This is a genomic window from Halopseudomonas sp., assembly GCF_038130085.1.
Classification (GTDB): Bacteria; Pseudomonadota; Gammaproteobacteria; order Pseudomonadales; family Pseudomonadaceae; genus Halopseudomonas.
Genome location: NZ_JAYPMU010000030.1, coordinates 1 through 22052, shown reverse-complemented (window position 1 = coordinate 22052; position 22052 = coordinate 1). Strand labels below are relative to the sequence as shown.

Sequence of the window (22052 nt, the reverse complement as noted above, 5' to 3'; positions counted from 1 at the left end):
TTTCGTTTAAGTTGCTGAAAATAAATAAAAAATAATATTGGCACGCTGATTGCTTTGTTGCCTGCAGTGACGTTTTTTGGTCGACGGGCCGAAACGAGGAAGATGGCAATGAGTATCAACTTTGACAGTGCGCTGGGGTTGCATGAAGAGGCGCTGAGATTCCGCTCTCAACGCGCCGAGGTGTTGGCGAACAATATTGCCAATGCAGAGACCCCAAATTACAAAGCGCGAGATCTGGATTTCAATGCAGTGCTGGCGGCCCAGCAGGGCGTTGGCCTGGCTGGCGACGGCCAGAGCATGGCGGTTGCGCAGACGGATTCGGGGCACATGGCACTCGAGAGCCTGGTTGATCAGATGGCGGGTCTGCGCTATCGCAACCAGTTGCAGCCTTCGGTTGACGGTAACACCGTCGACTCTGAAGTCGAGAAGGCCGCATATGCTCAGAATGCGATCGATTTTCAGGCCAGCTTCACCTTCCTTAACGGCAAATTCAAAGGGCTGATGACAGCCATCCGGGGAGACTGATCATGTCGCTCGATAAAGTGTTTGATATCGCCGGCTCTGGTATGAGCGCACAGTCGCTGCGCCTCAATACGGTCGCCAGCAACATTGCCAATGCCGATACCGTTTCCAGCAGCGTTGATCAGACCTACCGCGCTCGGAATCCGGTATTTGCCACCATCTTCAATAGTCAGCAGGCCACTGGTGGCTCGTTGTTCAGCCCTGATCAGCAGGCCGGTGATGGTGTTGCGGTGTTGGGGATTGTTGAATCTGACGCCAGTCTGGAGCCGCGCTACGAGCCGGATCACCCGATGGCCAATGAAGACGGTTATGTGTATTACCCGAATGTGAACGTGGTAGAGGAAATGGCCAACATGATGTCCGCGTCTCGGTCTTATCAGACCAACGTGGAGGTGATGAATACCGCCAAGACCATGCTGCAGCGCGTTCTGACGCTGGGTCAGTGAACGGAGACAAATAGACCATGAGCATCAGCAGTGTTTCCTCAGGTACGTCAGTACTGGATCAGTATCAGCTCGATTCGGACCGCTTTGCGACTGGCGGTGAGCTTGGCAAGGATCAGTTCCTGCAACTTCTGGTTGCGCAGATGAACAACCAGGACCCGCTGTCTCCGCAGGAGAATGGCGAGTTTATCGCTCAGCTTGCGCAGTTCAGTACCGTAGAGGGCATCGACAACCTCAATGGTTCCATGGAGTCGCTGTTGAGTGGCTACCAATCGTCTCAGGCGCTGCAGGCCTCATCGATGGTTGGTCGCACGGTGATTGTGCCGACCGATCAGGCCGTGGTCGACACCTCGGCGGGGCTGGATGGTCAGCTGGCGTTGAGCAGCAGTAGCAGCAACGTCTTCGTCAAGGTCTACGACGAATCAGGCAGCCTGGTTGATACCGTCAACCTGGGCGCGCTTGAGGCGGGCGTGCACGACTTTACCTGGGATGGTACTGACGGTGGCGGCAATCTCATGCCGCCCGGCGTTTACACCTTTGAGGCAATGGCGACCATCAACGGTACCAATACTCAGATGGCGACGCTGTTGCCTGCGAACGTTGATAGCGTTTCGCTCGGTGCTGGCAGCGGTGGCGAGATGCTTCTCAATGTGGCCGGGCTGGGTAGCATCAGCTTGTCCAATGTTTACGCAATTCAATAAATGTCGTCCGAACTAGAGTAGGCGAGGAGATAGAACCATGTCTTTCAATATTGGCTTGAGTGGTATCCGGGCGGCGGCTTCCGATCTGAACATTACCGGTAACAACATTGCCAACGCCGGTACTGTTGGCTTCAAGAGCTCGCGCGCGGAGTTTGCAGACGTCTATGCGGCATCTGTGCTGGGTTCTGGCAGCTATGCAACCGGTAGCGGCGTGGCCTTGGCCAATGCTGCGCAGTTGTTCAATCAGGGCAACATCAGCTTTACCGAGAACAGCCTGGATCTGGCTATCAATGGCAACGGATTCTTTGTGACCAGTAACAACGGTGCGCTCAGCTACACCCGCGCCGGTTATTTCGGTACCGATGCCAACGGTTTCATCGTCAACAACACCGGTGAGAATCTGCAGGGTTTCGGCGTTAACGCGGTGACTGGTCAGATCAATCAGGGCGTGCAGACCAATCTGCGGGTAGATACTCGTTCGGCTGATCCGAACGAAACCAGCGAGGTGACGACGACGCTGAACCTGAACTCCACGCAGACACGTCCGGAAGTGTATGTTCAGCAGTACGACGCGGCCTATGCAGCATCAATCGCTACCGCGATAGATCCGACTAACCCGACTGTCGCGGAAGTCGCCGCAGCGGAGGCAGCGGGCCGCGCTGCGGCTCAGGCCACTTTCGACCCGACCAACTCCTCAACCTACAACAGCTCGACGTCGGTCAATATCTACGACAGCCTGGGTAACTCCCATGTCATGACCAAGTACTTCGTCAAGAATGACGCGAACAGCTGGGATATGTATGTACTGATCGACGGCCGTGATATTCAAACCGGCGTTGAGGCGTCGGACCCGGCCTTTGATCCGACTACAGCAACCCGCTTTGATGTTGATTTCAACAGTGTGGGCGAGCTGACCACCACTCAGCCGTACACCATTACTGGCTGGATTCCGCTGGACAGCACTGGTCAGCCGACTGGTGCCAATTCACCGGTAGATGACCTGACCGTCAACCTGACTGGCTCCACTCAATATGCGTCCAGCTTTGCTGTCACGGCGGTGAGTCAGGACGGCTTTACCACGGGTGAACTGGCGGGCCTGGAAATTGACGACACTGGCCTGCTGGTTGCGCGTTACACCAACGGTCAGACCCGGGTTCAGGGTCAGGTGGTGCTGGCTACCTTTGCAAACCAGCAGGGTTTGACACCGCTGGGCAACACGGCTTGGGCGCAATCGTTCTCGTCGGGTGACCCGGTCATCGGTGCGCCTACCACGGGTACGCTTGGCAGCATTCAGTCCGGGGCGCTGGAAGACTCCAACGTCGACATCTCCGAGCAACTGATCAACCTGATTGTCGCCCAGCGCAACTATCAGGCTAACGCCAAGACCATTCAGACCGAAGATGCGGTAACGCAGACCATCATTAACCTGCGTTAACCCGTCAGCCGCATCAGGCGGCGTCGGAATGACAGCGGCAATACCGGCAAAAGGACTTGCCGGTATTGCCGCTTTTTTGTTTTTTATTTCTCTATCCTTATGAAAAATAAGATGAAATTTTTCATAAGGAATCTTGGCATGATCCCTGCTTTATCCCCTGTAAGTGAGTAAAAGCGGCAATTACTTGTCGCCCACACGTAGCGGAGAAGGGCATGGACAAATCGTTGTACATCTCCATGACAGGAGCCAGTCAGAACGCGATGGCGCAGCGTGCGCACGCGAACAATCTGGCGAACCTGACCACCACCGGCTTTCGCCGTGATTTCGAGCAGGCGCGCTCCATGCCGGTATTCGGCGATGGCTATGCGACGCGGGCTTACGCCATGACTGAGCGCCCCGGCACTGACATGTCGGCTGGGGTGATGCAGGAAACCGGGCGTGAACTGGATGTGGCCGTGCAGGGCGAAGGCTGGATTGCCGTGCAGGCAGCGGACGGTTCCGAGGCCTATACCCGTGCCGGCAGTCTGAATATTGACGCCTTCGGCGTGCTGCGTACCAGCAGTGGCTTGCCGGTGCTGGGCAACGGCGGCCCGATTGCCATTCCTCCGGCCCAGAAGGTCGAGATCGGATCGGACGGCACTATCAGCATCCGCGCTCTGGGTGAAGGCCCGGCGGTGATGGCGGAAGTTGACCGACTGATGCTGGTAAACCCTGACCCGGCAACGCTGGAGAAGGGGGCGGACGGCCTGATGCGCACTAAAGACGGCCTGCCTCAGGTAGCAGACGGCGCGGTTCAGGTGGCGACCGGATTCCTGGAAGGCAGCAACGTCAATGCGGTGGAAGAGATGACCGCCATGCTGTCGCTGGCCCGTCAGTTTGAACTGCACATCAAGATGATGCGGACCGCGGAAGAGAACGCGCAGGCGACCGATCGCATTCTGCAGATGAGTTAATGCAACGGCGTGTCAACTAACTGACACGCGAGGAGAAAGGTGATGCTCCACGCACTTTGGGTCAGCAAGACCGGCCTGTCCGCCCAGGACACCATGTTGTCGACCATTTCCAACAACCTGGCCAACGTCTCGACGACCGGCTTCAAGCGCGATCGTGCCGAGTTCGAAGATCTGCTCTATCAGATCAAGCGTCAGCCCGGTGGCCAGAGCACCCAAGACACCCAGCTGCCGTCTGGTCTGCAGCTCGGTACCGGTGTGCGGGTGGTGGGCACCCAGAAGATTTTCACCGAAGGCACTCTGCAGACCACCGAGCAGCCGCTAGACATGGCCATCAACGGTCGCGGTTTCTTCCAGATCCTGATGCCCGACGGCAGCATCGGTTACACCCGTGACGGTAGTTTCCATCTGGATGCGGACGGTCAGATCGTGACCTCCAACGGCTTCCCGCTGGAGCCCGGCATCGTCCTGCCGGATGACGTGCAGACCTTTACGGTGGGCGAAGACGGTACCGTCAGCATTACCACCTTCGGCAACGCCGCTGCGCAGCAGATCGGCAACGTCCAGACCGCCGACTTCATCAATCCCGCCGGTCTGCAAGCCATCGGCAACAACCTGTTCCTTGAGACCGCGTCAAGCGGTGCGCCGCAGACCGGCAACCCCGGTCAGAACGGTCTGGGCACCGTGTTGCAGAACACCCTTGAGAATTCCAACGTCAGCGTGGTGGAGGAGTTGGTCAACATGATCACCACTCAGCGCGCTTATGAAATGAACTCCAAGGTTATCTCCACCGCAGACCAGATGCTGCAGTACATCAGTCAGAATCTCTGACGGGAGCTGGTAATCATGATCCGCATGGCTAAGTTCTTGATGCTGCTGGTACCTCTCAGCCTGATTGGCTGCATGCAGGCGCCGCCGATGCGTGACGACCCGGCGTATGCACCGGTGTTGCCACGCACGCCTCTGCCGCAGGAGCTGAACAACGGAGCGATCTACCAGCCCGGTTTTGAGATGAGCCTCTACAACGACCGCAAGGCGCACCGTGTCGGTGACATCATCACCATCACCCTGACCGAGCGCACTGCAGCGCAGAAGAAGGCCGAAAACGAAATCGACAAATCCAGCTCGACCACTATCGCCAACCCGACCCTGCTGGGCAATGCGGTCGGGTTCAAGGGGCTGGATCTGGGCGTGAGCATGTCGGGTCAACGCGCGTTTGATGGCAGCTCGGACGCCAATCAGAGCAACAGCCTCTCGGGCTCGATCACGGTCACCGTCGCAGAAGTGTTGCCCAACGGCATCCTGGCGGTGCGCGGCGAGAAGTGGATCACTCTCAATCAGGGTGACGAGCTGATTCGCATCAGCGGTCTGGTGCGTGCTGACGACATCGGGCCGGACAACACCGTGTTGTCTACCCGGGTTGCCGATGCGCGTATTACCTATTCCGGCAAGGGTGCCTTTGCCGATTCCAACCGTCCGGGTTGGCTGAGCCAGTTCTTCCTCAGCCCGCTGTGGCCGTTCTGACAGGAGTATCGTCATGCGCAGCCTGATTATTTGCCTCGCTCTGTTGCTCGTCAGTCCGCTGACTCTGGCTGATCGCCTAAAGGATATCGCCAGCATCGCCGGAGTACGTAGCAACCAGCTGATCGGCTACGGCCTGGTGGTGGGTCTGGATGGCTCGGGTGACCAGACCAGCCAGACCCCGTTCACCGTGCAAACCTTCGAGAACATGCTGAGCCAGTTCGGCATTACCGTTCCGCAAGGCACCCGGATTCAGATGAAGAACGTCGCTGCCGTGGCGATCCACGCCGATCTGCCGCCGTTTGCCCGCCCGGGTCAGACCATTGACGTGACAGTGTCTTCATTGGGTAACGCCAAAAGTCTGCGCGGTGGCGCGCTGCTGATGACCCCGCTCAAGGGGATCGACGGCCAGGTCTACGCCATTGCCCAGGGCAATCTGGTGGTGGGCGGTTTTGGTGCCGAAGGTGCAGACGGCTCGCGTATCACCGTGAACATCCCAAGCGCGGGTCGCATTCCCAACGGTGCGACCGTGGAGCGCTCGGTTGCCAGCCCCTTTACCTCGGGTGATCACCTGACCTTCAACCTGCACCGCCCGGATTTCACTACGGCCAAGCGCATTGTCGACCGGATTAACGACACCTTCGGGCCAGGTGTGGCGCAGGCGCTGGACGGCGGCTCGGTGCGCATTCGTGCGCCGCTCGATCCGAACCAGCGGGTGGACTACATCGCGATGGTCGAGAACCTGACCGTCGAGCAGGGCAATGCAGCCGCCAAGGTGATCATCAACTCTCGCACTGGCACCATCGTTATCGGCCAGGACGTGCGCGTGCAGCCCGCTGCGGTCACCCACGGCGGCCTGACGGTCACCATCAGCGAGAACACGCAGGTCAGCCAGCCGGGCGGCATTCTGTCCGGTGGTCAGACCGTGGTATCGCCCAGTTCGCAGATCAATATCGACGAAGGTGATAGCCGGATGTTCGTCTTCCGTCCGGGCGTATCGCTGGACGAAATTGTGCGTGCGGTCAATCAGGTAGGCGCTGCTCCCGGCGATCTGATGGCCATTCTCGAAGCTCTGAAACAGGCCGGCGCGTTGAATGCCGATCTGGTCATCATCTGACGGGGTGCAGCTCATGAACGTCAGCAGCAATATCAGCTACACCGACATCAACACTGTTAACCAGCTGAAATCCGGCGCAAATGCCAATAGCCCGGAGAATGTGCGCAAGGTGGCGCAGCAGTTCGAATCGCTGTTCACCAACATGATGATCAAGAGCATGCGTGACGCCAACGCGGTGTTTGCCGAGGGCAACCCGCTGAATACGCCGCAGACCAAGTTCTATCAGGAAATGTACGACAACCAGATGTCTGTGCACCTGTCGGAGGGCCGCGGTCTGGGGCTGGCCGACGCACTGGTGCGCCAGCTGTCGCCGCAGTCGGCTTCCGCTGCTTCCGGTGCGGACCGGGAGGCGGCGCCTTCGGTGGATCAATCCGCGCTGCTTGCCCGTCGCCGTTTGCAGGTGTCAGCGGATTACAGTGCCTGGGCGGACCGCCTGGCGCAGGCCGATCAGAAGCAGAGCAGCGCCCAGAGTGATAGCAGCAACTGGCAGCCGTTGCGCGGCATTGAAGCAATGCGCAGCGGCCGTTCTACTGCCGATGCGATTGGTACCGAGGTGGCGCAGCGTACCCGCTTTGCCAGCAGCCAGGAATTTGTCGAGACCATGTTGCCGATGGCCGAGAAGGCCGCCGCCCGACTGGGTGTCGATCCGCACTATCTGGTCGCCCAGGCCGCGCTGGAAACCGGCTGGGGCAAGTCGGTCATCCGTGAGTCTGACGGCAGCTCCAGCCACAACCTGTTCGGTATCAAGGCGCACGGTGGCTGGCAGGGTGACAGCGCCAACGTGGCTACCACCGAGTACCGCAACGGTGTGCGTACCAGCGAGCGCGCAGATTTCCGCAGCTACGAGTCCTGGGAGCAGAGCTTTGAGGACTACGTAAGCTTTCTCGAGAACAACGGTCGCTACAGTAAGGCGTTGAACAACACCGCCAACCCTGATGCCTTCTTCCGTGAACTGCAGAGCGCCGGTTATGCCACCGACCCGCAGTACGCACGCAAGGTATCGCAGATTGCCCGCCAGCTGATCAACAGCAGCGATGAGCGCGTTGCCACAAGCGGCGCATCCACTGATTCCAGCAGCAGGGCCTGATCATGGCAGATCTCTTTGGTATCGGACTGACTGGCCTGAAGGCATCGCAGACTCAACTGGCGGTGACCGGTCAGAACATTACCAACGTCAACACCCCGGGCTACACCCGACAGTCAGCGTTGCAGTCAACGCAGGTCGCCAGTTTTACTGGCGCTGGCTACATCGGTAACGGCACCAAGGTAGTCGACATCGGGCGGATTTATAACCAGTTCCTGACCAACCAGGTGCGCACGGCCACCTCCACCAATTCCGAGGTACAGGCATTTCAGTCGCAACTGGAGCAGCTGAACACCCTCGTCTCCAGCAGCGCCACGGGCATTACCCCGGGTCTGCAAAGTTACTTCGATGCGCTGCAGACCGCGATTGAAGATCCGGCCAACCTGCCGGCACGGCAGCTGGTGCTGTCGCAGGCAGAGGGGTTGGCGTCGCGTTTCAATACGGTTCAGAACAGTCTGACCAGCCAGAACCAGTTCATCAGCCAGCAGGTCAGCACGCTCGCTGATCAGACCAGCCGTCTGGCGACCTCGATTGCGCAGTACAACGACAGTATTGCCATTGCTTCGGCCAATGGCGCTCAGCCGAATGACTTGCTGGATGCCCGCGACGAAGCCGTGCGCCAGTTGAGTGAGCTGATCGGTATCACCGTCGTACAGCAGGACGACAACACCCTGAACATTTTTGTTGGCTCCGGTCAGCCACTGGTGGTGGGCAAAGAGGCATCAACGCTGGCGACTCGTAATGGCTCTTCGGATCCGACGCGGATCGAGATCGTGTTGACCAGCGGTAACTCCACCCAGGACATCACCTCACTGGTGAGTGGTGGCGAGCTGGGCGGTTTGATCAAGTATCGCGATGATGTTCTGGATCCGGCGCTGAACGCCATTGGCCGCCTGGCGCTGTCGATTGCCAGCGAGTTCAACGTCCAGCAGGGCCAGGGTCTGGACCTGAACGGCAATGCCGGTTCTGCCTTGTTCAACGATATCAACAGTGCTGAGCTGGTGGATGGTCGTAGTCGCGCCCGGGCCAATAACAGCGACCCGAATGCCAAACTCAACGTGTTGATCAGCGACACCTCGCAGTTGAGCACGTCGGACTACGAAGTGGTGTTTACCAGCGCAACCGAGTTCACCGTGCGTCGTACCTCCGACGACAGCGTGACCGGGCCGTATGACCTGACCAGCGTGCCGCCGCCAGAGCTGGACGGTTTCACGATTGAACTGGACAGTGGTGGTATCGCTGCCGGAGACCGTTTCCTGCTGACTCCAACGCGTTTTGCCGCTGCCAGCATGGAAGTGGTGATGGATCAGCCGCAGGAACTGGCATTTGCAGCGCCCGCATCCGTTGACACCAGTCTGGACAACCGCGGCACCGGCACCATGAGTCAGCCGACCTTGATCAACGGCCCGGCGCCGATTGACCCTGCGGCGCTGCAAGGTCTGTTGCCGGTGGAGCTGAGTTACGACGCGGCTTCTGGCGAGCTGCAGGTGACCGGCGGCACCGCGACGCTGAATCCGTCGCCGTTGGTGGTGACGCCCGGTCAGACCAACGCCGTTGAGGTCACTGTCGGGGCCTATACTTTCAGCATGAGCCTGACTGGTACACCGAAGGATGGCGACAACTTCAGTCTCAACTTCAATACCGGTGTGGCGGATAACCGCAATGCGCTGGTCATGTCCGAGCTGCAGAGCGCCAAGGTGCTGGGGCAGGCCAATGGGGCAGAGGGGTTCTCGTTCGTCGACGGTTACGGTGATCTGGTTCAGCGGGTCGCGACTTTTACGGCGCAGGCGCGTACTGACTCGGAGTCCAGTCAGGCGGTGCTGGTGCAGGCGACCAACAACCGTGATTCGGTATCGGCGGTGAATCTGGACGAGGAGGCAGCCAACCTGATCAAGTTCGAGCAGTACTACAATGCCTCGGCACAGGTAATTCAGGTGGCCCGGACGATTTTCGACACCTTGATCAGCAGTATTAGATAACGGGTAACACTCCATGCGCATTTCAACTATCCAGCAGTTCAACAGCGGCGTGCGTGGTATCTCTGACAACTACAGCAGTGTTACCCGCACTCAGGAGCAGATCAGTTCCGGCAAGCGGATCCTGACCCCGGCGGACGACCCGGTAGCCACCGTACGGTTGCTGCAACTGAGTCAGGAGTCCAATCGCCTGGAGCAGTACAGCACCAATATGACGGCGGCCAACAACAGCCTGACGCAGGAAGAGAGCATCCTCAACTCGGTCAACAACTCGCTGCAGCGGATTCGTGAAATTGCCCTCGAGGCGGGTAATGGCTCGCGCAATGACGATGACCGCCGGGCGCTGGCGACCGAACTGGAGCAGCGCGAGGAAGAGCTGTTCAATCTCTTCAATACGCGTAATGCGCGTGGTGAGTATTTGTTTGGCGGCTTCCAGAGCAGCGAAGCCCCTTTCGTTAAGAACGCGGACGGCACTTACACCTATCAGGGTGACGAGGGGCAGCGCTCGGTGCAGATTGCCGGTTCCAAGACCGTGGCGATCAATGACAACGGCAAGGAGCTGTTCGTCAACATCTCCAACGTCAACCGGGTGAATACCGCAGCGGCAGCCGCTAACACCGGTACCGGTCGTATCTCTCTGGGCACAGTGGAAGACAAGACTGATTACGACACCAACTTCTACCCGCAGGGCAGTGTTGGCATTGTGATTGGTGCGGCAGGCGATACCTACGAGATCGTCGACAGCGCTGGTGATCCCCTGGTGCCGCCGGTGACCGGTGCGCTCGAACTGGAAGAGGATGGCAGCTACAACATTCGCTACGCTGGCGTCGCGGTTAAGCTCGACGGCGACCTGCAGCCGGGCGACAGCTTTACCATCAGCACTGGCGACAGCACCGCCACCAGTACCAACCGGGAAACCCGCAGCATTCTTGAAACCGTCTCCCTGCTGCGTCAGACCTTGGAGAACGGTACCGCTACCACCGACGACAAGTTGCAGTTGCGTGATGTAATTGCGGTCAGCCTGGACAACCTCGACAACGCGATGAACAACGTGCTGAGCGTGCAGACCACGATCGGTGCGCGGATGAACGTAATCGAGTCGACCCAGACCGAGAACGAGGAAGTGGCGCTGATCAACACCACGGTCACCTCCCAGCTGGAGGACCTGGACTATGCCGAGGCGCTCAGTCGCCTCAGCTTGCAATCAGTGGTGCTGGAAGCCTCGCAGCAGAGCTTTGTTAAGGTCAGCAGCCTGAGTCTGTTCAATCTGCTGCGTTAGCCTGCAGCAGGTCGATAAAGGCCGCCGCTGCGGGTGACAGCGGCCCGTGGGCTCGGGTTACCAGGCCAAAGCTGGTACCGGGCATCAGGTCTGGCCAATCAAGCAGTGTGAGGGTGCCAGCGGCCAATTCATCCTGCAGGATATCGAGGCTGCCGATACTCAGCGCATCGCAATGTTGCACCATCCGCTTGAGTACATCGAGGTTGTCGCATTCGAGGCTGATCTGCGGGTCCTCGCGCGGCATGGTTCGGCGCAGATCCAGCAAGATCGCATCGGGTACCCGAAAGCAGGCCAGCGGATACTGCGCCAGCAGTGCCGGCGTCAGATCGCTGCGATTGGCCAACGGGTGCCCGGCACGGCAGAACAGACGACTGGGCTGCTGTTGCAGCGGTGTTACCCGTAGCAGCGGGTCCCCCTGCAGTTCCCGAATGTCGGCAACAAAGAGATCAATTTCTTCATTCAGCAGCTGCTGCCGTAGGGCGACCCAGTGTTGCACCTCAAGACGCACCTTCACTGCCGGGTAGAGTCGATTAAATTCGCCGAGGACTCTCGGCAGTAGCCCCGCTGCTGGAAATGGTCCGCCACCGATCAGTAGCTCGCCCGCCTCCAGATTGTTGAACTGGCGCAGCGCATTGCGCATCGCTTTGCTGCCGGCGATAAGCCGGCGCGCGTGTTCGAGTACCAGCTCCCCCTGGGGCGTCAGCTCCACGCCCTTGCCCGAGCGGCTGACCAGTTCGCAGCCCAGCCGTTGCTCAAGGTTCTGGATGCTGCGGCTCAGTGCTGGTTGGCTCAGGCCAATGGCTTCACCGGCCCGGGCAAAGCCCTGATGCTCCACCAGAGCCACGAAGTGGCGCAGCGATTTCAACTCCATGCAGCTCCCTCAATAGCGGATCAGTCGTTGGCCAGCGAATGGATGATAGGGCAGTCCGGACGGTCGTCACCGCTGCAGCAGCTAGCCAGCTGGGCCAAGGTATCACGCATGGCTTGCAGGTCGCGGATTTTCTCCTCCAGCTCCTCGAGGTGCTCTGCGGTCAGTGCCTTGACTTCGGCACTGGAGCGCGTGCGGTCCTGCCAGAGCTGCAGCAGCCGGTGGATCTGCTCCATGCTGAAGCCCAGCCGGCGCGCGCGCTGAATAAAACCCAGCGTGTGCAGATCGCGCTCGTTGTACTGGCGGTAGCCTCCCTCGCTGCGCGGCGGTGCTGGCAGCAGCCCGATCTTCTCATAGTGGCGAATCATGCGCGGACTAAGCCCGCTGGTCTCTGCTGCCTGACTGATGTTCATGCATCCTCCGGTTTCCAGCGTTTGAGCAGCAGCGCGTTGCTGACGACACACACGCTACTGGCGGCCATCATCGCGCCGGCGATCATCGGGTTGAGCAAGCCAATCGCGGCCAACGGAATCCCCAGACAGTTGTAGACGAAGGCCCAGAACAGGTTTTGGCGAATCTTGTCGCCGGTGCGGCGCGACAGGGCCAGCGCCATGGGCACCAGCGCGGGATCGCCACGCATGAGGGTAATACCGGCGCTATGCATTGCTACATCAGTACCGGTCGACATCGCCATGCCCACGTCAGCCGTGCTCAGCGCCGGAGCGTCGTTGATACCGTCACCGATCATGGCAACGATCTTGCCTTGCTGCTGCAGTCGCTCGATTTCACCGACCTTGTCGGCCGGCAGTACGTTGCCGCGGGTCTGGTCGATGCCCAGCTGGCGGCCGATGTGCTCGGCCGCATTCTGGCTGTCGCCGCTGATCAGCAGGGTTTCGATGCCCTGACGCTGGAGCCGGGACACTGTCTCTGCTGCGTTGTCTTTCAGGCTGTCGGCGAAGGTGAGCATGCCCAGCACACGGTCGCCCTGAGCCAGCCATGACAGGCTGGCGCCATCGGCTTGCAGCGCTTGGGCGCGGGCGATATGGGGAGCGAGCTCCAAGCCTTGCTCCTCCATCAGTCGCGCATTGCCCAGCCAGGTGGTCTGGCCGTTAACCTGGCCACGGGCGCCGCGCCCGGCCAGCACCTGCAGGTCCTCTGCGGCCTCGGTGCTCACGCCATGTTCGGTGGCGTAGTCACAGACAGCACGCGCCAGCGGATGTTCGGCCTGCTGTTGAATTGCCAGGGCGACACGCAGCACCTCAGCGGTATCGGCGTCACCAACGGCCTCGATGTGGGTCAGGCTGGGCTTGCCGCGGGTCAGGGTGCCGGTCTTGTCGAAAACCACTGCGTTGACCTGACGAGCACGCTCAAGGGCTTCGGCATCGCGGATCAAAATGCCGTAGCGGGCGGCGACGCCAGTGCCGACCATGATGGCGGTGGGCGTTGCCAGGCCGAGAGCGCAAGGACAGGCGATGACCAGTACGGCGATGGCGTTCAGTAGCGCGGCTTGTGGGCCAATCAGCAGGCTACCGATGCCCCAGGTTAGCAGCGCAATGACGATTACGATCGGAACGAAGATGGCGGCGACGCGATCCACCAGACGCTGGATCGGCGCCTTGGAGCTTTGCGCGTTCTCTACCATGCGCACAATCTGCGCCAGCATGGTGTCCTTGCCCACGGCGCTGGTCTTGATCACCAAGAGGCCGTCCTGATTCAGGCTGCCGGCGCGTACCGGATCGCCGGGGCTGCGGTCGACGGGCAGGCTTTCGCCGGTGAGCATGGACTCGTCAACGTGGCTGTTGCCCTCAATCACATCAGCATCTACAGGGATACGTTCACCGGCCCGGACGACCAAGTGGTCACCGGGAATAATCTGACTCAGCGGAACCTCTCGTTCGCCGTCTGCGTCGCGCAGTCGTGCCACATCCGGGCGCAGCGAGGTGAGTGCGCGGATGGCCTCCAGTGTTTGCCCTTTGGCGCGGGTTTCCAGATAACGCCCAAGCAGGATGAAGGTGACGATGGTTGCCGAGGCTTCATAGTAGAGGTGTGTGGAATGTCCGCCGCTGGCAAACAGATTCCAGCTGCTGAGCAACCATCCGGCGCTGGTGCCGAGCACGACCAGCAGGTCCATGTTGGCAGTGCGGTTGCGCAGGGCGTGCCAGGCACCCTGATAAAAGCGTGCGCCGAAGACGAATTGCACCAGACTCGCCAGAATCAGCTGCAACCAGCCCGGCAGCATCCAGTGACCGGCGCCAAACAGTGCAGGGAACATGGCTAATAGCATGGGGGCGGTCAGCAGCGCTGAGCCCATCAGCCAGCGGCGTTCGCCTCGCAGGTCAGGGCCGTTGTCAGCCAGTGGTTTCTCGTTGTCCAGCCAGTGACCGGGATAGCCCACTTCACGCAGGGCGCGCAGTATGTTGTCCAGATCGGTGCCGTCGAGTACCTTCACCCGGGCTTGTTGGCTGGCCAGGTTGACCTGTGCGGACAGGACGCCATCCACCGCCAGGAGCGCCTGTTCGGTCCGCCGCACGCAGCCCGCGCACGTCAGACCCTGCAGTTGCAGTTGGGCCTCTTGCGTTCGAGGCGCGTAGCCAGCCCGGTTCAAGGCGGCTTCCGCACTGACCAACGCTGCGGGCTCATTAATTTCTAAGCGCGCGGTCTCGGCGGCAAGGTTGACAGCAACGTGCTCGACGCCGGAGACCTCGGTGAGCGCGGCTTCAACTTTGCCGACACAGCTGGCGCAGTGCATGCCATTAATATGCAGGGTAAATTCAGACATGGGGCGACTCCATCACGGATCAGGTGAGTCTATCCTCAACCCTGACACGATGTCAGAGTCAAGCCCTGTTGTCAGCCCTGCTCAGAAACCGAATGGCGGACTGGTTCCTGCGCCCAGTTTCAGGCCTACCTTAAGTATCCAGTCGTTATCCATCGCGGCCACCACCCAGGTGTGGCCTTCCCACTCGATCTGGTCACCCACTACTGGATGGCCGCCAAACTGACGACTGAAGAAGGCCGCCAGGCTCTGGCTGCGCATGTCTTCCGGCACGGCAAAGCCGTAGAACTTGCCAACCTCGCCAAGGGTCGCCTCGCCTTCGAGGATGAAGTCGCCGAAGAAACTGCGGTTTTCCAGGTAGCGCGGCGGCTGGGCTTTGCTGAACAGCTTGGACAGCGCCGGTAGATCTCGAGGCCGGCCGACCACGCAGAGCACATCGCCGAGTGCCAGCTGAGTACTACCGGTGGGGTGCAACAGGTGGTTGCCGCGAAACAGTGCTGCGATCCGGGTATCCTCCGGCATCTTGAGGTCGCGCAGGGCCACACCGACACACCAGTTGGCGTTGTCCAATTGGTAGATCAGCAGTTCGAAGTCACCCTCGATTGCCGTATCCAGGCTTGTGCGTTGCAGCGGTTCCGGTTGCGGCGGAATTTCTACCTTGCACAGGCGTGCTGCCAGCGGCAGCGACGAACCCTGCAGCAGCAAGGAGACCAGTACCACGACAAAGGCCAGGTTAAATAGCAACTGCGCCTGGTCCAGCCCCGCCAGCAATGGAAATATCGCCAGGATGATCGGTACCGCACCACGCAGGCCGACCCAGGCGATAAACAGGCGTTCACGCCAGGAGAAGACAAATGGAATCAGGCAAATCATCACCGCTATCGGCCTGGCAACGAAAATCAGGAACAGCGCAATCAGCACGGCCGGCAGGGCGATGATGACCATCTCGCTTGGCGTCACCAGTAGACCCAGCATGAGGAACATGCCGATCTGGCTTAGCCAGGCCATCCCGTCTTGCACCTGAAGGATGTTCTGCAGATTACGCACCCGTTTGTTGCCGAGAATCAGGCCGGTCAGATAGATCGCGAGAAAGCCGCTGCCGCCGATCTTGTTCGTCGCGGCAAATACCATGATGGCGCCGCTGGTAATCAGCAGCGGGTAGAGACCGGCGGGCAGGGTGACCCGGTTGACCAGCCACACCAGAGCAAAGCCGCCAGCCAGACCGCACAGCGCCCCAATCCCGAACTGTTCAATCAGCAGCAGGGCAAATGACCAACTGAAGCTGGTCTGACCGCTGGCAAGCATTTCGACCAGGGTAATGGTCAGGAAAATAGCCATCGGGTCGTTCGAGCCAGACTCGATTTCCAGGGTGGCGCCGACGCGCTGCTTCAGGTTCAGACCCTTGCCCTGCAGCAACGAGAACACCGCTGCCGCATCGGTCGAACCGACGATGGCGCCCAGCAGCAAACCCTGCAGCCAGTGCAGTTCCAGCAGCCAGGCGGTGAGTGCTCCAGTTAGCGCGGCGCTGATCAACACGCCCAGACTGGCCAGTGACATAGCGGGCCAGAGACCGACTCGGAAGTTTTCCACCCGCGTACGCATGCCGCCGTCGAGCAGGATGATGGCCAACGCCAAGCTGCCGATCAGAAACGCTGTGTTGGCATCCTCGAACTGGATGCGACCGATACCATCCACCCCCGCCAGCATGCCAATGATCAGGAAGATCAACAGCAGCGGGATGCCCAAACGTGAAGACAGCGAGCTGGCCAGCACGCTGAAGCAAAGTAATACGGCTCCGATCAGAAACAGGGTGTTGATGTAATCCATTAAGCGGTGCTCGGGGCGGGTGGGCGGAACCGCTTCACTATATCGTTTCTGCTCCGGAGGGGTAAAAAAATTGCTGTATAGTCAACGCATTGCACACAGGGGAGGGCAGGATGGACGCAGAGTTCTGGCATACGCGCTGGCAGCGCGGGGAAATCGGATTTCACAAGGCTTCGATTAATCCACTGTTGCAGCGCTGGTGGCCTCGGTTGCAGCTCGGTGGCGAGGAGCCGGTCTGGGTGCCCCTGTGTGGCAAGTCGCTGGATCTGCTCTGGCTGCGCGAGCAGGGGCATTCAGTGCGCGGCGTCGAATTGGCGCGCGCTGCGTTGGAGGATTTCTCGGCGGAGCATCAGTTGGCGCTGCAATGGCGCAGCAGTGGTGAGTTCGAGATCGCCGAAGGTGCCGGCTTCGAGCTGTTCTGCGGGGATTTTTTTGCCCTGCAGGCGGAGCAGTTGAATGGTATCAAGGCCGTTTATGATCGCGCGGCGCTGATTGCGCTGCCGCCGGAAATGCGCGCGCGCTATGTGGCGCACCAGCGTGCCTTGCTACCCGCCGGCTGGCGGATGTTGCTGGTGACCCTGGACTACCCGCAGGAGCAACGACCGGGGCCGCCGTTCAGCGTGCCGGATGCAGAGGTAAGACGCTTGTACGAGGGTTGTCAGATCGAGGTTCTGGACGAGCAGGACGTCCTGGCCGACCACGCGGTGTTTGCCAGCCAGGGCATGCGTTCTCTAGTCGAGCGGGTCTACCTGATCTCTGACTGAGCAGGGTGGCGCTGCTAGACTGTCGCACTGCCTGAATCCTGCGGAGTCGCCATGCTGGCCGCGCTAGCTTTGCTTTATAAGTTATTACCCCTTTATGTGACGGTCGGCCTCGGCTGGTTGGCCGGTCGTTATCTGGATGCCAGCGGTAAGCATATCGCCGGCATCATGATGTATATCGTCACACCGTCAGTGGTGTTCTCAGGCGTCATGCGCGCGCCGCTGTCGGCGGAAGTGATTCTGCTGCCGTTCCTGACCTTTGCCCTGTGCAGCCTGACCGGCTGGATCCATCTGCAGATCGCGCGACGCTGGTTTGCCGGAGCAGGGGAAAACATGATTCCCCTCGCAGTGGGCACTGGCAACACCGGGTATTTCGGTATCCCGGTCGCGTTGCTGTTGTTTGGTGAGCAGGGCCTGGCTATTTACATCGTCTGCATGCTCGGAACCACGCTGTTCGAGACGTCAGTGGGCTTCTATCTGGCCGCGCGCGGGCGCTTCGGGATTCGTGATTGCCTGTTGAAGGTCGCACGCTTGCCGTCGCTATATGCGTTTTTTCTGGCCATTGCACTGAATGGCGCAGGGCTCTCTATTCCCGATGCGTTCGTACCGCTGTTCGACAACTTGCGCGGGGCCTACAGCGTGTTTGGCATGATGATCATCGGCATGAGCATTCTGAGCTTTCACGGGCTGGCGGGGGATCTGCGTTTTACCGGACTCGCGCTGGCCGGAAAGTTCATCAGTTGGCCATTGATGGCCTTGGCATTTTGCTGGGTCGACAGCCATGTGTTTCAGCTCTATGACACGGCGGTGTATCAAGCCATTCTGTTGATCTCGATTACCCCGATTGCCGCAAACACCGTTGTTATCGCAACGCTGCTGGATACGCATCCTAGACAGGTTGCAGGGACTGCATTGTTGAGCACACTGGTAGCGCTTATTTATATCCCGCTTATGATCTCTTGGTTGTATTAAGAGGCCAATTAATATCAATTTGGAATTGCATTGTAACTGCACTGTTTTTTATGAAAAAAATGACTAATAAAGGCTAATGCTTTAGCTGTAATGGTCGATACTTGAAAACAGGAAGCGATTTTAAAGTGCGCTAAATAGAGCACTTCGGCTGCAGTAGGTCGTACTGCGTCGCGTCATCCAGCCTGCCTCCAAGGATTTTTCGCTGACTCGTTGACGGGTCTCGCCTGCCGTGCTGACAAGAGTGAAAACTAGCCATGCTTAGTCTTTTCCGTGATTTGGGTTTCCGCTGGAAACTGACCCTTCCAATTCTTATCCTCGCCGGGCTTTTTGCTGTGTTGGGCCTGTCCGCCTTCTGGGCTGTTTCGAAGGTGGAATCCCGTCTTGTGCGAGTATCTGCGCACTTGTTGCCGCAAAGCTCGGTTGTGCTCGAGGCTGATCGGGATATGTATCAGGCGCTGGCAGCCGAGCGCGCGATTATCGAAGGCGTGGTGGCGGATGGGCTGAGTGCAGAGCACACCGACAACATGCAGCAAGCCAGTGACCGCATCGCACGTTATGGTGCGTCGACCGATTCCGCACAAGGCCGCGCGTTGGCAGACGAGTTCGCCAGAGCTTTTGCGAAGTGGAAGGCTACTTCGGTTGAGAACGTTCGGATGGCCCGTGCTGGCGATGCCGCGAAGGCGAGTGATATCAGTTACGGCTCTGGTTACGAGCAGTTCTCAGCTGCCCGAGAGCTCATCAATTCGATGACCGAGTTGGTTAATCAGCAAGCTGCGCAGGAAGAATCGGAAGCCAGCGCTGACGTCGCGGCCAGCCATGCTCGCGTTGCCATCGTCGTTGCCATCGGCGGGGTGGTCTGCCTGGTCATGATCCTGTTCTTCCCGGGGCTGATCACCAGTCCGCTGCGCGAGTTGCTGCAGCGCATTCGCGATATCGCCAATGGCGAAGGGGATCTCACCCAGCGGGTGGTTGTGCACTCCAAGGATGAACTGGGCGAGTTGAGCTGCGCAGTAAATGACTTTTTGGCGCAACTGCAGAACCTGATCCGTGATGTAGCAGACTCCACTTTGCAGGTTGCTTCGGCTGCGGAGCAGATGAGTGCTATTGCTGAGGGGCAGGAGAAACTGGTCAGCGAACAATACATGGCGGTCGACCAAGTCAGTACCGCAGCGACAGAAATGAGCGCGGCTATTCATGAAGTCGCCGATAACGCGCACAGCACAGCCGATGCGGCGCGCGAAGCTGATCGTCAGGGGCATTCTGCGTCCGAAGTCGTCTCGGCAACCATGAATGATCTGCGCCGTCTGGCTGCGGATGTCGAAGAAGCAGCGGGTGTTATCAATAACCTGGAGCAGGACACCGACAAGATTGGTGGCGTGTTGAGCGTCATTGAAGGTATCGCTGAACAGACCAACCTGCTGGCGCTCAACGCGGCCATCGAGGCTGCGCGTGCCGGTGAGCAGGGACGTGGTTTTGCGGTGGTGGCAGATGAGGTGCGCGCCTTGGCTGCCCGGACTCAGGATTCAACCCGTGACATCCAGCAGATGATTCAGAAGCTGCAGAGTGGTACTGGCCAGGCGGTATCGGTAATGCAGCGCGGCGCTGAACTGGCTGCTCAAAGCGTCGAAAAAGCAGGGGTGACTGAGTCGTCTCTGAACGAGACGTCGGCCTCGGTCATGCGCATTAATGACATGGCAGCACAGATTGCCGCGGCATGTGAGGAGCAGAGTCAGACCACTGAAGACATTGCGCGCAACATCAGCGGTATTCGTGACCTGTCCAACCAGTCAGCCCAGTCGTCGCAGGAAAGCCGTGATGCCAGCAACGCCTTGGCACGTCTGGCTGCCAACCTGCAGCAGCAGGTTGGTCGGTTTAAAACCTGATATTCGGGTTGTAAGTTGAGCGCAAGCCGTTACAATAGCGCGGCCTGAGCAAGCTCAGGTCGCTATGGTGGCCCCATCGGTCCCCTCGCAATGATCAGCCGTGAACCCGGTCAGGCCCGGAAGGGAGCAGCCGCAGCGGTCATATCGTGTGCCGGGGTGTGGCTGATGGGGTTGCCTCCAACTATTTATCTCCTTGATTTTTATCGGTTTTTTGCCCTGATTGCGACAGTGATCCAAGGGGTGATCCACCGTGTCTTCTGTCCCTTCCTACCTCTGGTTGTCCCGACACTCGATCTTCTATTTCAGGATTGTGGTGCCAGGCGTTCTGCGACCGCTTTTTCCCTGTTCTGAGATCAGACGCTCGCTACAGACCCGCTGTAGGCGAGAAGCCTTGATTCGTGGGCGAGAAATGCTGCTTCAGGTTCAGAGTCTCTACACCGAGGCATTTCAAGGTGCCAGACCTTCTCTCGATTCTCTTCGAGGGACTTGGGAGACCACCGGTAAGCGTGTCGCCAGCTGGGCGTCTTGGTTACGTCAGCAGCAACTGGTCGCTGTTGCGGATAAGGCCAGCACACGCAAAGAGGCTCGCAGCAAAGAGCGGGCTCACGCTCGCAAAACTCGAGATGCCTCCTCTTCTGTGAGGCAGCGCAAGGTTGCTGGGCTAATTGGCGATGCTCCAAGCGGTGCCCCCAGATTTTCAAAGGTTGTCGAAGAGTGCTTGGGGCAGCAGGAGTACGAGGCGATAAGCGCTAAGACTATTGCCGATAAACGTTCGGTTGCGGGTTTGTTTATGCGAATTGTCGGAGATTTGCCCGTCGATATTATTTCCAGGCAGGATGCCCGCCAGTTTCGAGAAGTGGCCCTGAAGCTGCCGCCAAGGCTTTATCAGCTTCCTGAAGGCTTGTCGCTAGAGCAGATCATTGAGACCGCGACTACCACGATTACTCTTACCACGTTCAATAACTACGTTAAGAACCTGACAACCTTCTTTTCCTACGCCATCCGTGAAGGCTACTGCGAGCGTAACCCGTTTGATGGGCTCCGAGTCAGGCAGCGAGGCAAGGTCAGCGACGAGCGTAGCGTTTTTACTGGAGATGATCTGCGTCGTCTGTTTTCAAAGCAGGTTTATGCGTCTTCCAGCTCGGCGCAGCCCTACAAGTTCTGGCTGCCGTTGCTGGGCCTGTACACCGGGGCGCGACTCAATGAGCTATGTCAGCTATATCTGGATGACGTGGTCAGGATCAACGGTATCGACTGCCTCCACATCCGAGCGATTAGGCCAGATCAGAAGCTCAAGACTGTGACCTCTGAAAGGCTTGTGCCGATTCACTCGAAGTTGAAAGAGCTCGGGTTCCTAGACTTCGTCCAATCGCAACGAAATGCAGGATACCAACGCCTGTTTGCTGAGCTGACCTTACACAACGCTCATGGTTACGGAGCAGCTCCCTCCAAGTGGTTCGCTAGGATTCGTGATCAGCTGGGTTTCCGTGATAGGGCAGAGCGGAAGGACTTTCACAGCTTTCGCCACACGCTTGCTGATCATTTGAAGCAGAAGGGTATAGCTGAGTCGTTGGTGGGCGGCATTCTTGGCCACCAAAGTGGTGGGATCACGTTCAGTCGATACGGAAAGGATTTCAGGCCAGAAGTGCTGGCCCCTGTGATCGAGGCGGTGGAGTTTGATGCCCTGGAGTGGCTGGGCTGAGAGGTGATGGTGGGGTTGTCGTGTTGACGCCTTCCAGGGTACGCACGAAGGTGGCCAAGGACTCCTGACGCAGCGCCACGCAGTTTTCGAAGACGACAGCCTTCGGTGCCATCTCCTTGTTCTCCAGGGCGAGGCGGTCGCGCTCTGCCTTCAGCACCTTGGCCTGGGCGATGGCCTTCTCCATGAACCGCCCCGGGTTTCGCGGAGGCTTCAACTCCTGAGAAGATGAAGCCATGAA

The 22052-nt window shown here is 59.2% G+C and carries 20 protein-coding genes and 1 other RNA gene; 16 read left to right on the top strand and 5 right to left on the bottom strand.

The annotated features are described in order from the left end of the window. Window positions 1–108 precede the first annotated feature (108 nt). The 11 genes from flgB to flgL all read left to right on the top strand — a co-directional run bounded on the left by flgB (window position 109) and on the right by flgL (window position 11028). Entirely contained in the window at window positions 109–525 is a 417-nt protein-coding gene (gene flgB, locus AAFM31_RS16205; protein WP_341708946.1) for a flagellar basal body rod protein FlgB, read from the top strand. A gap of 2 nt (window positions 526–527) precedes the next feature. Continuing rightward, the gene (gene flgC, locus AAFM31_RS16200) at window positions 528–968 is read left to right on the top strand and encodes a flagellar basal body rod protein FlgC (protein WP_341708945.1); all 441 of its coding nucleotides are present in this window, start codon (window positions 528–530) and stop codon (window positions 966–968) included. 17 nt (window positions 969–985) lie between these two features. Continuing rightward, window positions 986–1666 carry a flagellar hook assembly protein FlgD gene (gene flgD / locus AAFM31_RS16195; RefSeq protein WP_341708944.1) on the top strand — a complete coding sequence of 227 codons (681 nt, stop codon included), beginning with the start codon at window positions 986–988 and terminating at the stop codon, window positions 1664–1666. Between the two features lie 37 nt (window positions 1667–1703). Beyond that, window positions 1704–3101 (top strand): flagellar hook protein FlgE, encoded by a 1398-nt coding sequence (locus AAFM31_RS16190; protein WP_341708943.1) that lies wholly within the window; start codon window positions 1704–1706, stop codon window positions 3099–3101. 212 nt (window positions 3102–3313) lie between these two features. Beyond that, the gene (gene flgF / locus AAFM31_RS16185) at window positions 3314–4054 is read left to right on the top strand and encodes a flagellar basal-body rod protein FlgF (protein ID WP_341708942.1); all 741 of its coding nucleotides are present in this window, start codon (window positions 3314–3316) and stop codon (window positions 4052–4054) included. 42 nt (window positions 4055–4096) lie between these two features. Continuing rightward, window positions 4097–4882: a flagellar basal-body rod protein FlgG gene (flgG, locus tag AAFM31_RS16180; RefSeq protein WP_341708941.1), complete on the top strand. Its 786-nt coding sequence runs from the start codon at window positions 4097–4099 to the stop codon at window positions 4880–4882. Between the two features lie 15 nt (window positions 4883–4897). Next, the gene (gene flgH / locus AAFM31_RS16175; RefSeq protein WP_341708940.1) at window positions 4898–5575 is read left to right on the top strand and encodes a flagellar basal body L-ring protein FlgH; all 678 of its coding nucleotides are present in this window, start codon (window positions 4898–4900) and stop codon (window positions 5573–5575) included. 13 nt (window positions 5576–5588) lie between these two features. Next, a complete protein-coding gene (locus AAFM31_RS16170; RefSeq protein ID WP_341708939.1) occupies window positions 5589–6689 on the top strand; it encodes a flagellar basal body P-ring protein FlgI in 1101 nt (366 codons plus the stop codon). A gap of 13 nt (window positions 6690–6702) precedes the next feature. Continuing rightward, on the top strand, window positions 6703–7776 hold the full coding sequence (gene flgJ, locus AAFM31_RS16165) for a flagellar assembly peptidoglycan hydrolase FlgJ (RefSeq protein WP_341708938.1): 1074 nt from the start codon (window positions 6703–6705) through the stop codon (window positions 7774–7776). 2 nt (window positions 7777–7778) lie between these two features. Next, window positions 7779–9752, top strand: coding sequence for a flagellar hook-associated protein FlgK (flgK, locus tag AAFM31_RS16160; protein ID WP_341708937.1), 1974 nt, complete (start codon window positions 7779–7781; stop codon window positions 9750–9752). 13 nt (window positions 9753–9765) lie between these two features. Then, on the top strand, window positions 9766–11028 hold the full coding sequence (gene flgL, locus AAFM31_RS16155; protein ID WP_341708936.1) for a flagellar hook-associated protein FlgL: 1263 nt from the start codon (window positions 9766–9768) through the stop codon (window positions 11026–11028). Here the strand turns inward: flgL and AAFM31_RS16150 are convergent. The 4 genes from AAFM31_RS16150 to AAFM31_RS16135 form a co-directional block, all read right to left on the bottom strand. Continuing rightward, window positions 11012–11899 (bottom strand): LysR family transcriptional regulator, encoded by an 888-nt coding sequence (locus AAFM31_RS16150; RefSeq protein ID WP_341708935.1) that lies wholly within the window; start codon window positions 11897–11899, stop codon window positions 11012–11014. The genes flgL and AAFM31_RS16150 overlap by 17 nt on opposite strands. Before the next feature lie 20 nt (window positions 11900–11919). Continuing rightward, window positions 11920–12309, bottom strand: a complete 390-nt coding sequence (gene cueR / locus AAFM31_RS16145; protein WP_341708934.1) for a Cu(I)-responsive transcriptional regulator — start codon at window positions 12307–12309, stop codon at window positions 11920–11922. Beyond that, window positions 12306–14675 (bottom strand): heavy metal translocating P-type ATPase, encoded by a 2370-nt coding sequence (locus AAFM31_RS16140; RefSeq protein WP_341708933.1) that lies wholly within the window; start codon window positions 14673–14675, stop codon window positions 12306–12308. The genes cueR and AAFM31_RS16140 overlap by 4 nt, the downstream gene beginning before the upstream one ends. 81 nt (window positions 14676–14756) lie before the next feature. After that, complete coding sequence (locus AAFM31_RS16135) at window positions 14757–16499, bottom strand: potassium/proton antiporter (protein WP_341708932.1); 1743 nt, start codon at window positions 16497–16499, stop codon at window positions 14757–14759. Window positions 16500–16609: 110 nt separating this feature from the next. Here AAFM31_RS16135 and AAFM31_RS16130 point away from each other — a divergent pair, with 110 nt between their 5' ends. The 5 genes from AAFM31_RS16130 to AAFM31_RS16110 all read left to right on the top strand — a co-directional run bounded on the left by AAFM31_RS16130 (window position 16610) and on the right by AAFM31_RS16110 (window position 21814). Further along, the gene (locus AAFM31_RS16130) at window positions 16610–17260 is read left to right on the top strand and encodes a thiopurine S-methyltransferase (RefSeq protein WP_341708931.1); all 651 of its coding nucleotides are present in this window, start codon (window positions 16610–16612) and stop codon (window positions 17258–17260) included. 51 nt (window positions 17261–17311) lie between these two features. Beyond that, the gene (locus AAFM31_RS16125; RefSeq protein ID WP_341708930.1) at window positions 17312–18229 is read left to right on the top strand and encodes an AEC family transporter; all 918 of its coding nucleotides are present in this window, start codon (window positions 17312–17314) and stop codon (window positions 18227–18229) included. A 254-nt stretch (window positions 18230–18483) separates the two neighbouring features. Next, window positions 18484–20112 carry a methyl-accepting chemotaxis protein gene (locus AAFM31_RS16120; protein ID WP_341708929.1) on the top strand — a complete coding sequence of 543 codons (1629 nt, stop codon included), beginning with the start codon at window positions 18484–18486 and terminating at the stop codon, window positions 20110–20112. A gap of 74 nt (window positions 20113–20186) precedes the next feature. Beyond that, window positions 20187–20283: signal recognition particle sRNA small type (ffs, locus tag AAFM31_RS16115), an RNA gene on the top strand. Window positions 20284–20362: 79 nt separating this feature from the next. Then, a complete protein-coding gene (locus AAFM31_RS16110) occupies window positions 20363–21814 on the top strand; it encodes a site-specific integrase (RefSeq protein WP_341708928.1) in 1452 nt (483 codons plus the stop codon). Here the strand turns inward: AAFM31_RS16110 and AAFM31_RS16105 are convergent. Beyond that, on the bottom strand, window positions 21747–22052 hold a 306-nt coding region (locus AAFM31_RS16105; RefSeq protein WP_341708927.1), incomplete at its 5' end, for a hypothetical protein. The genes AAFM31_RS16110 and AAFM31_RS16105 overlap by 68 nt on opposite strands.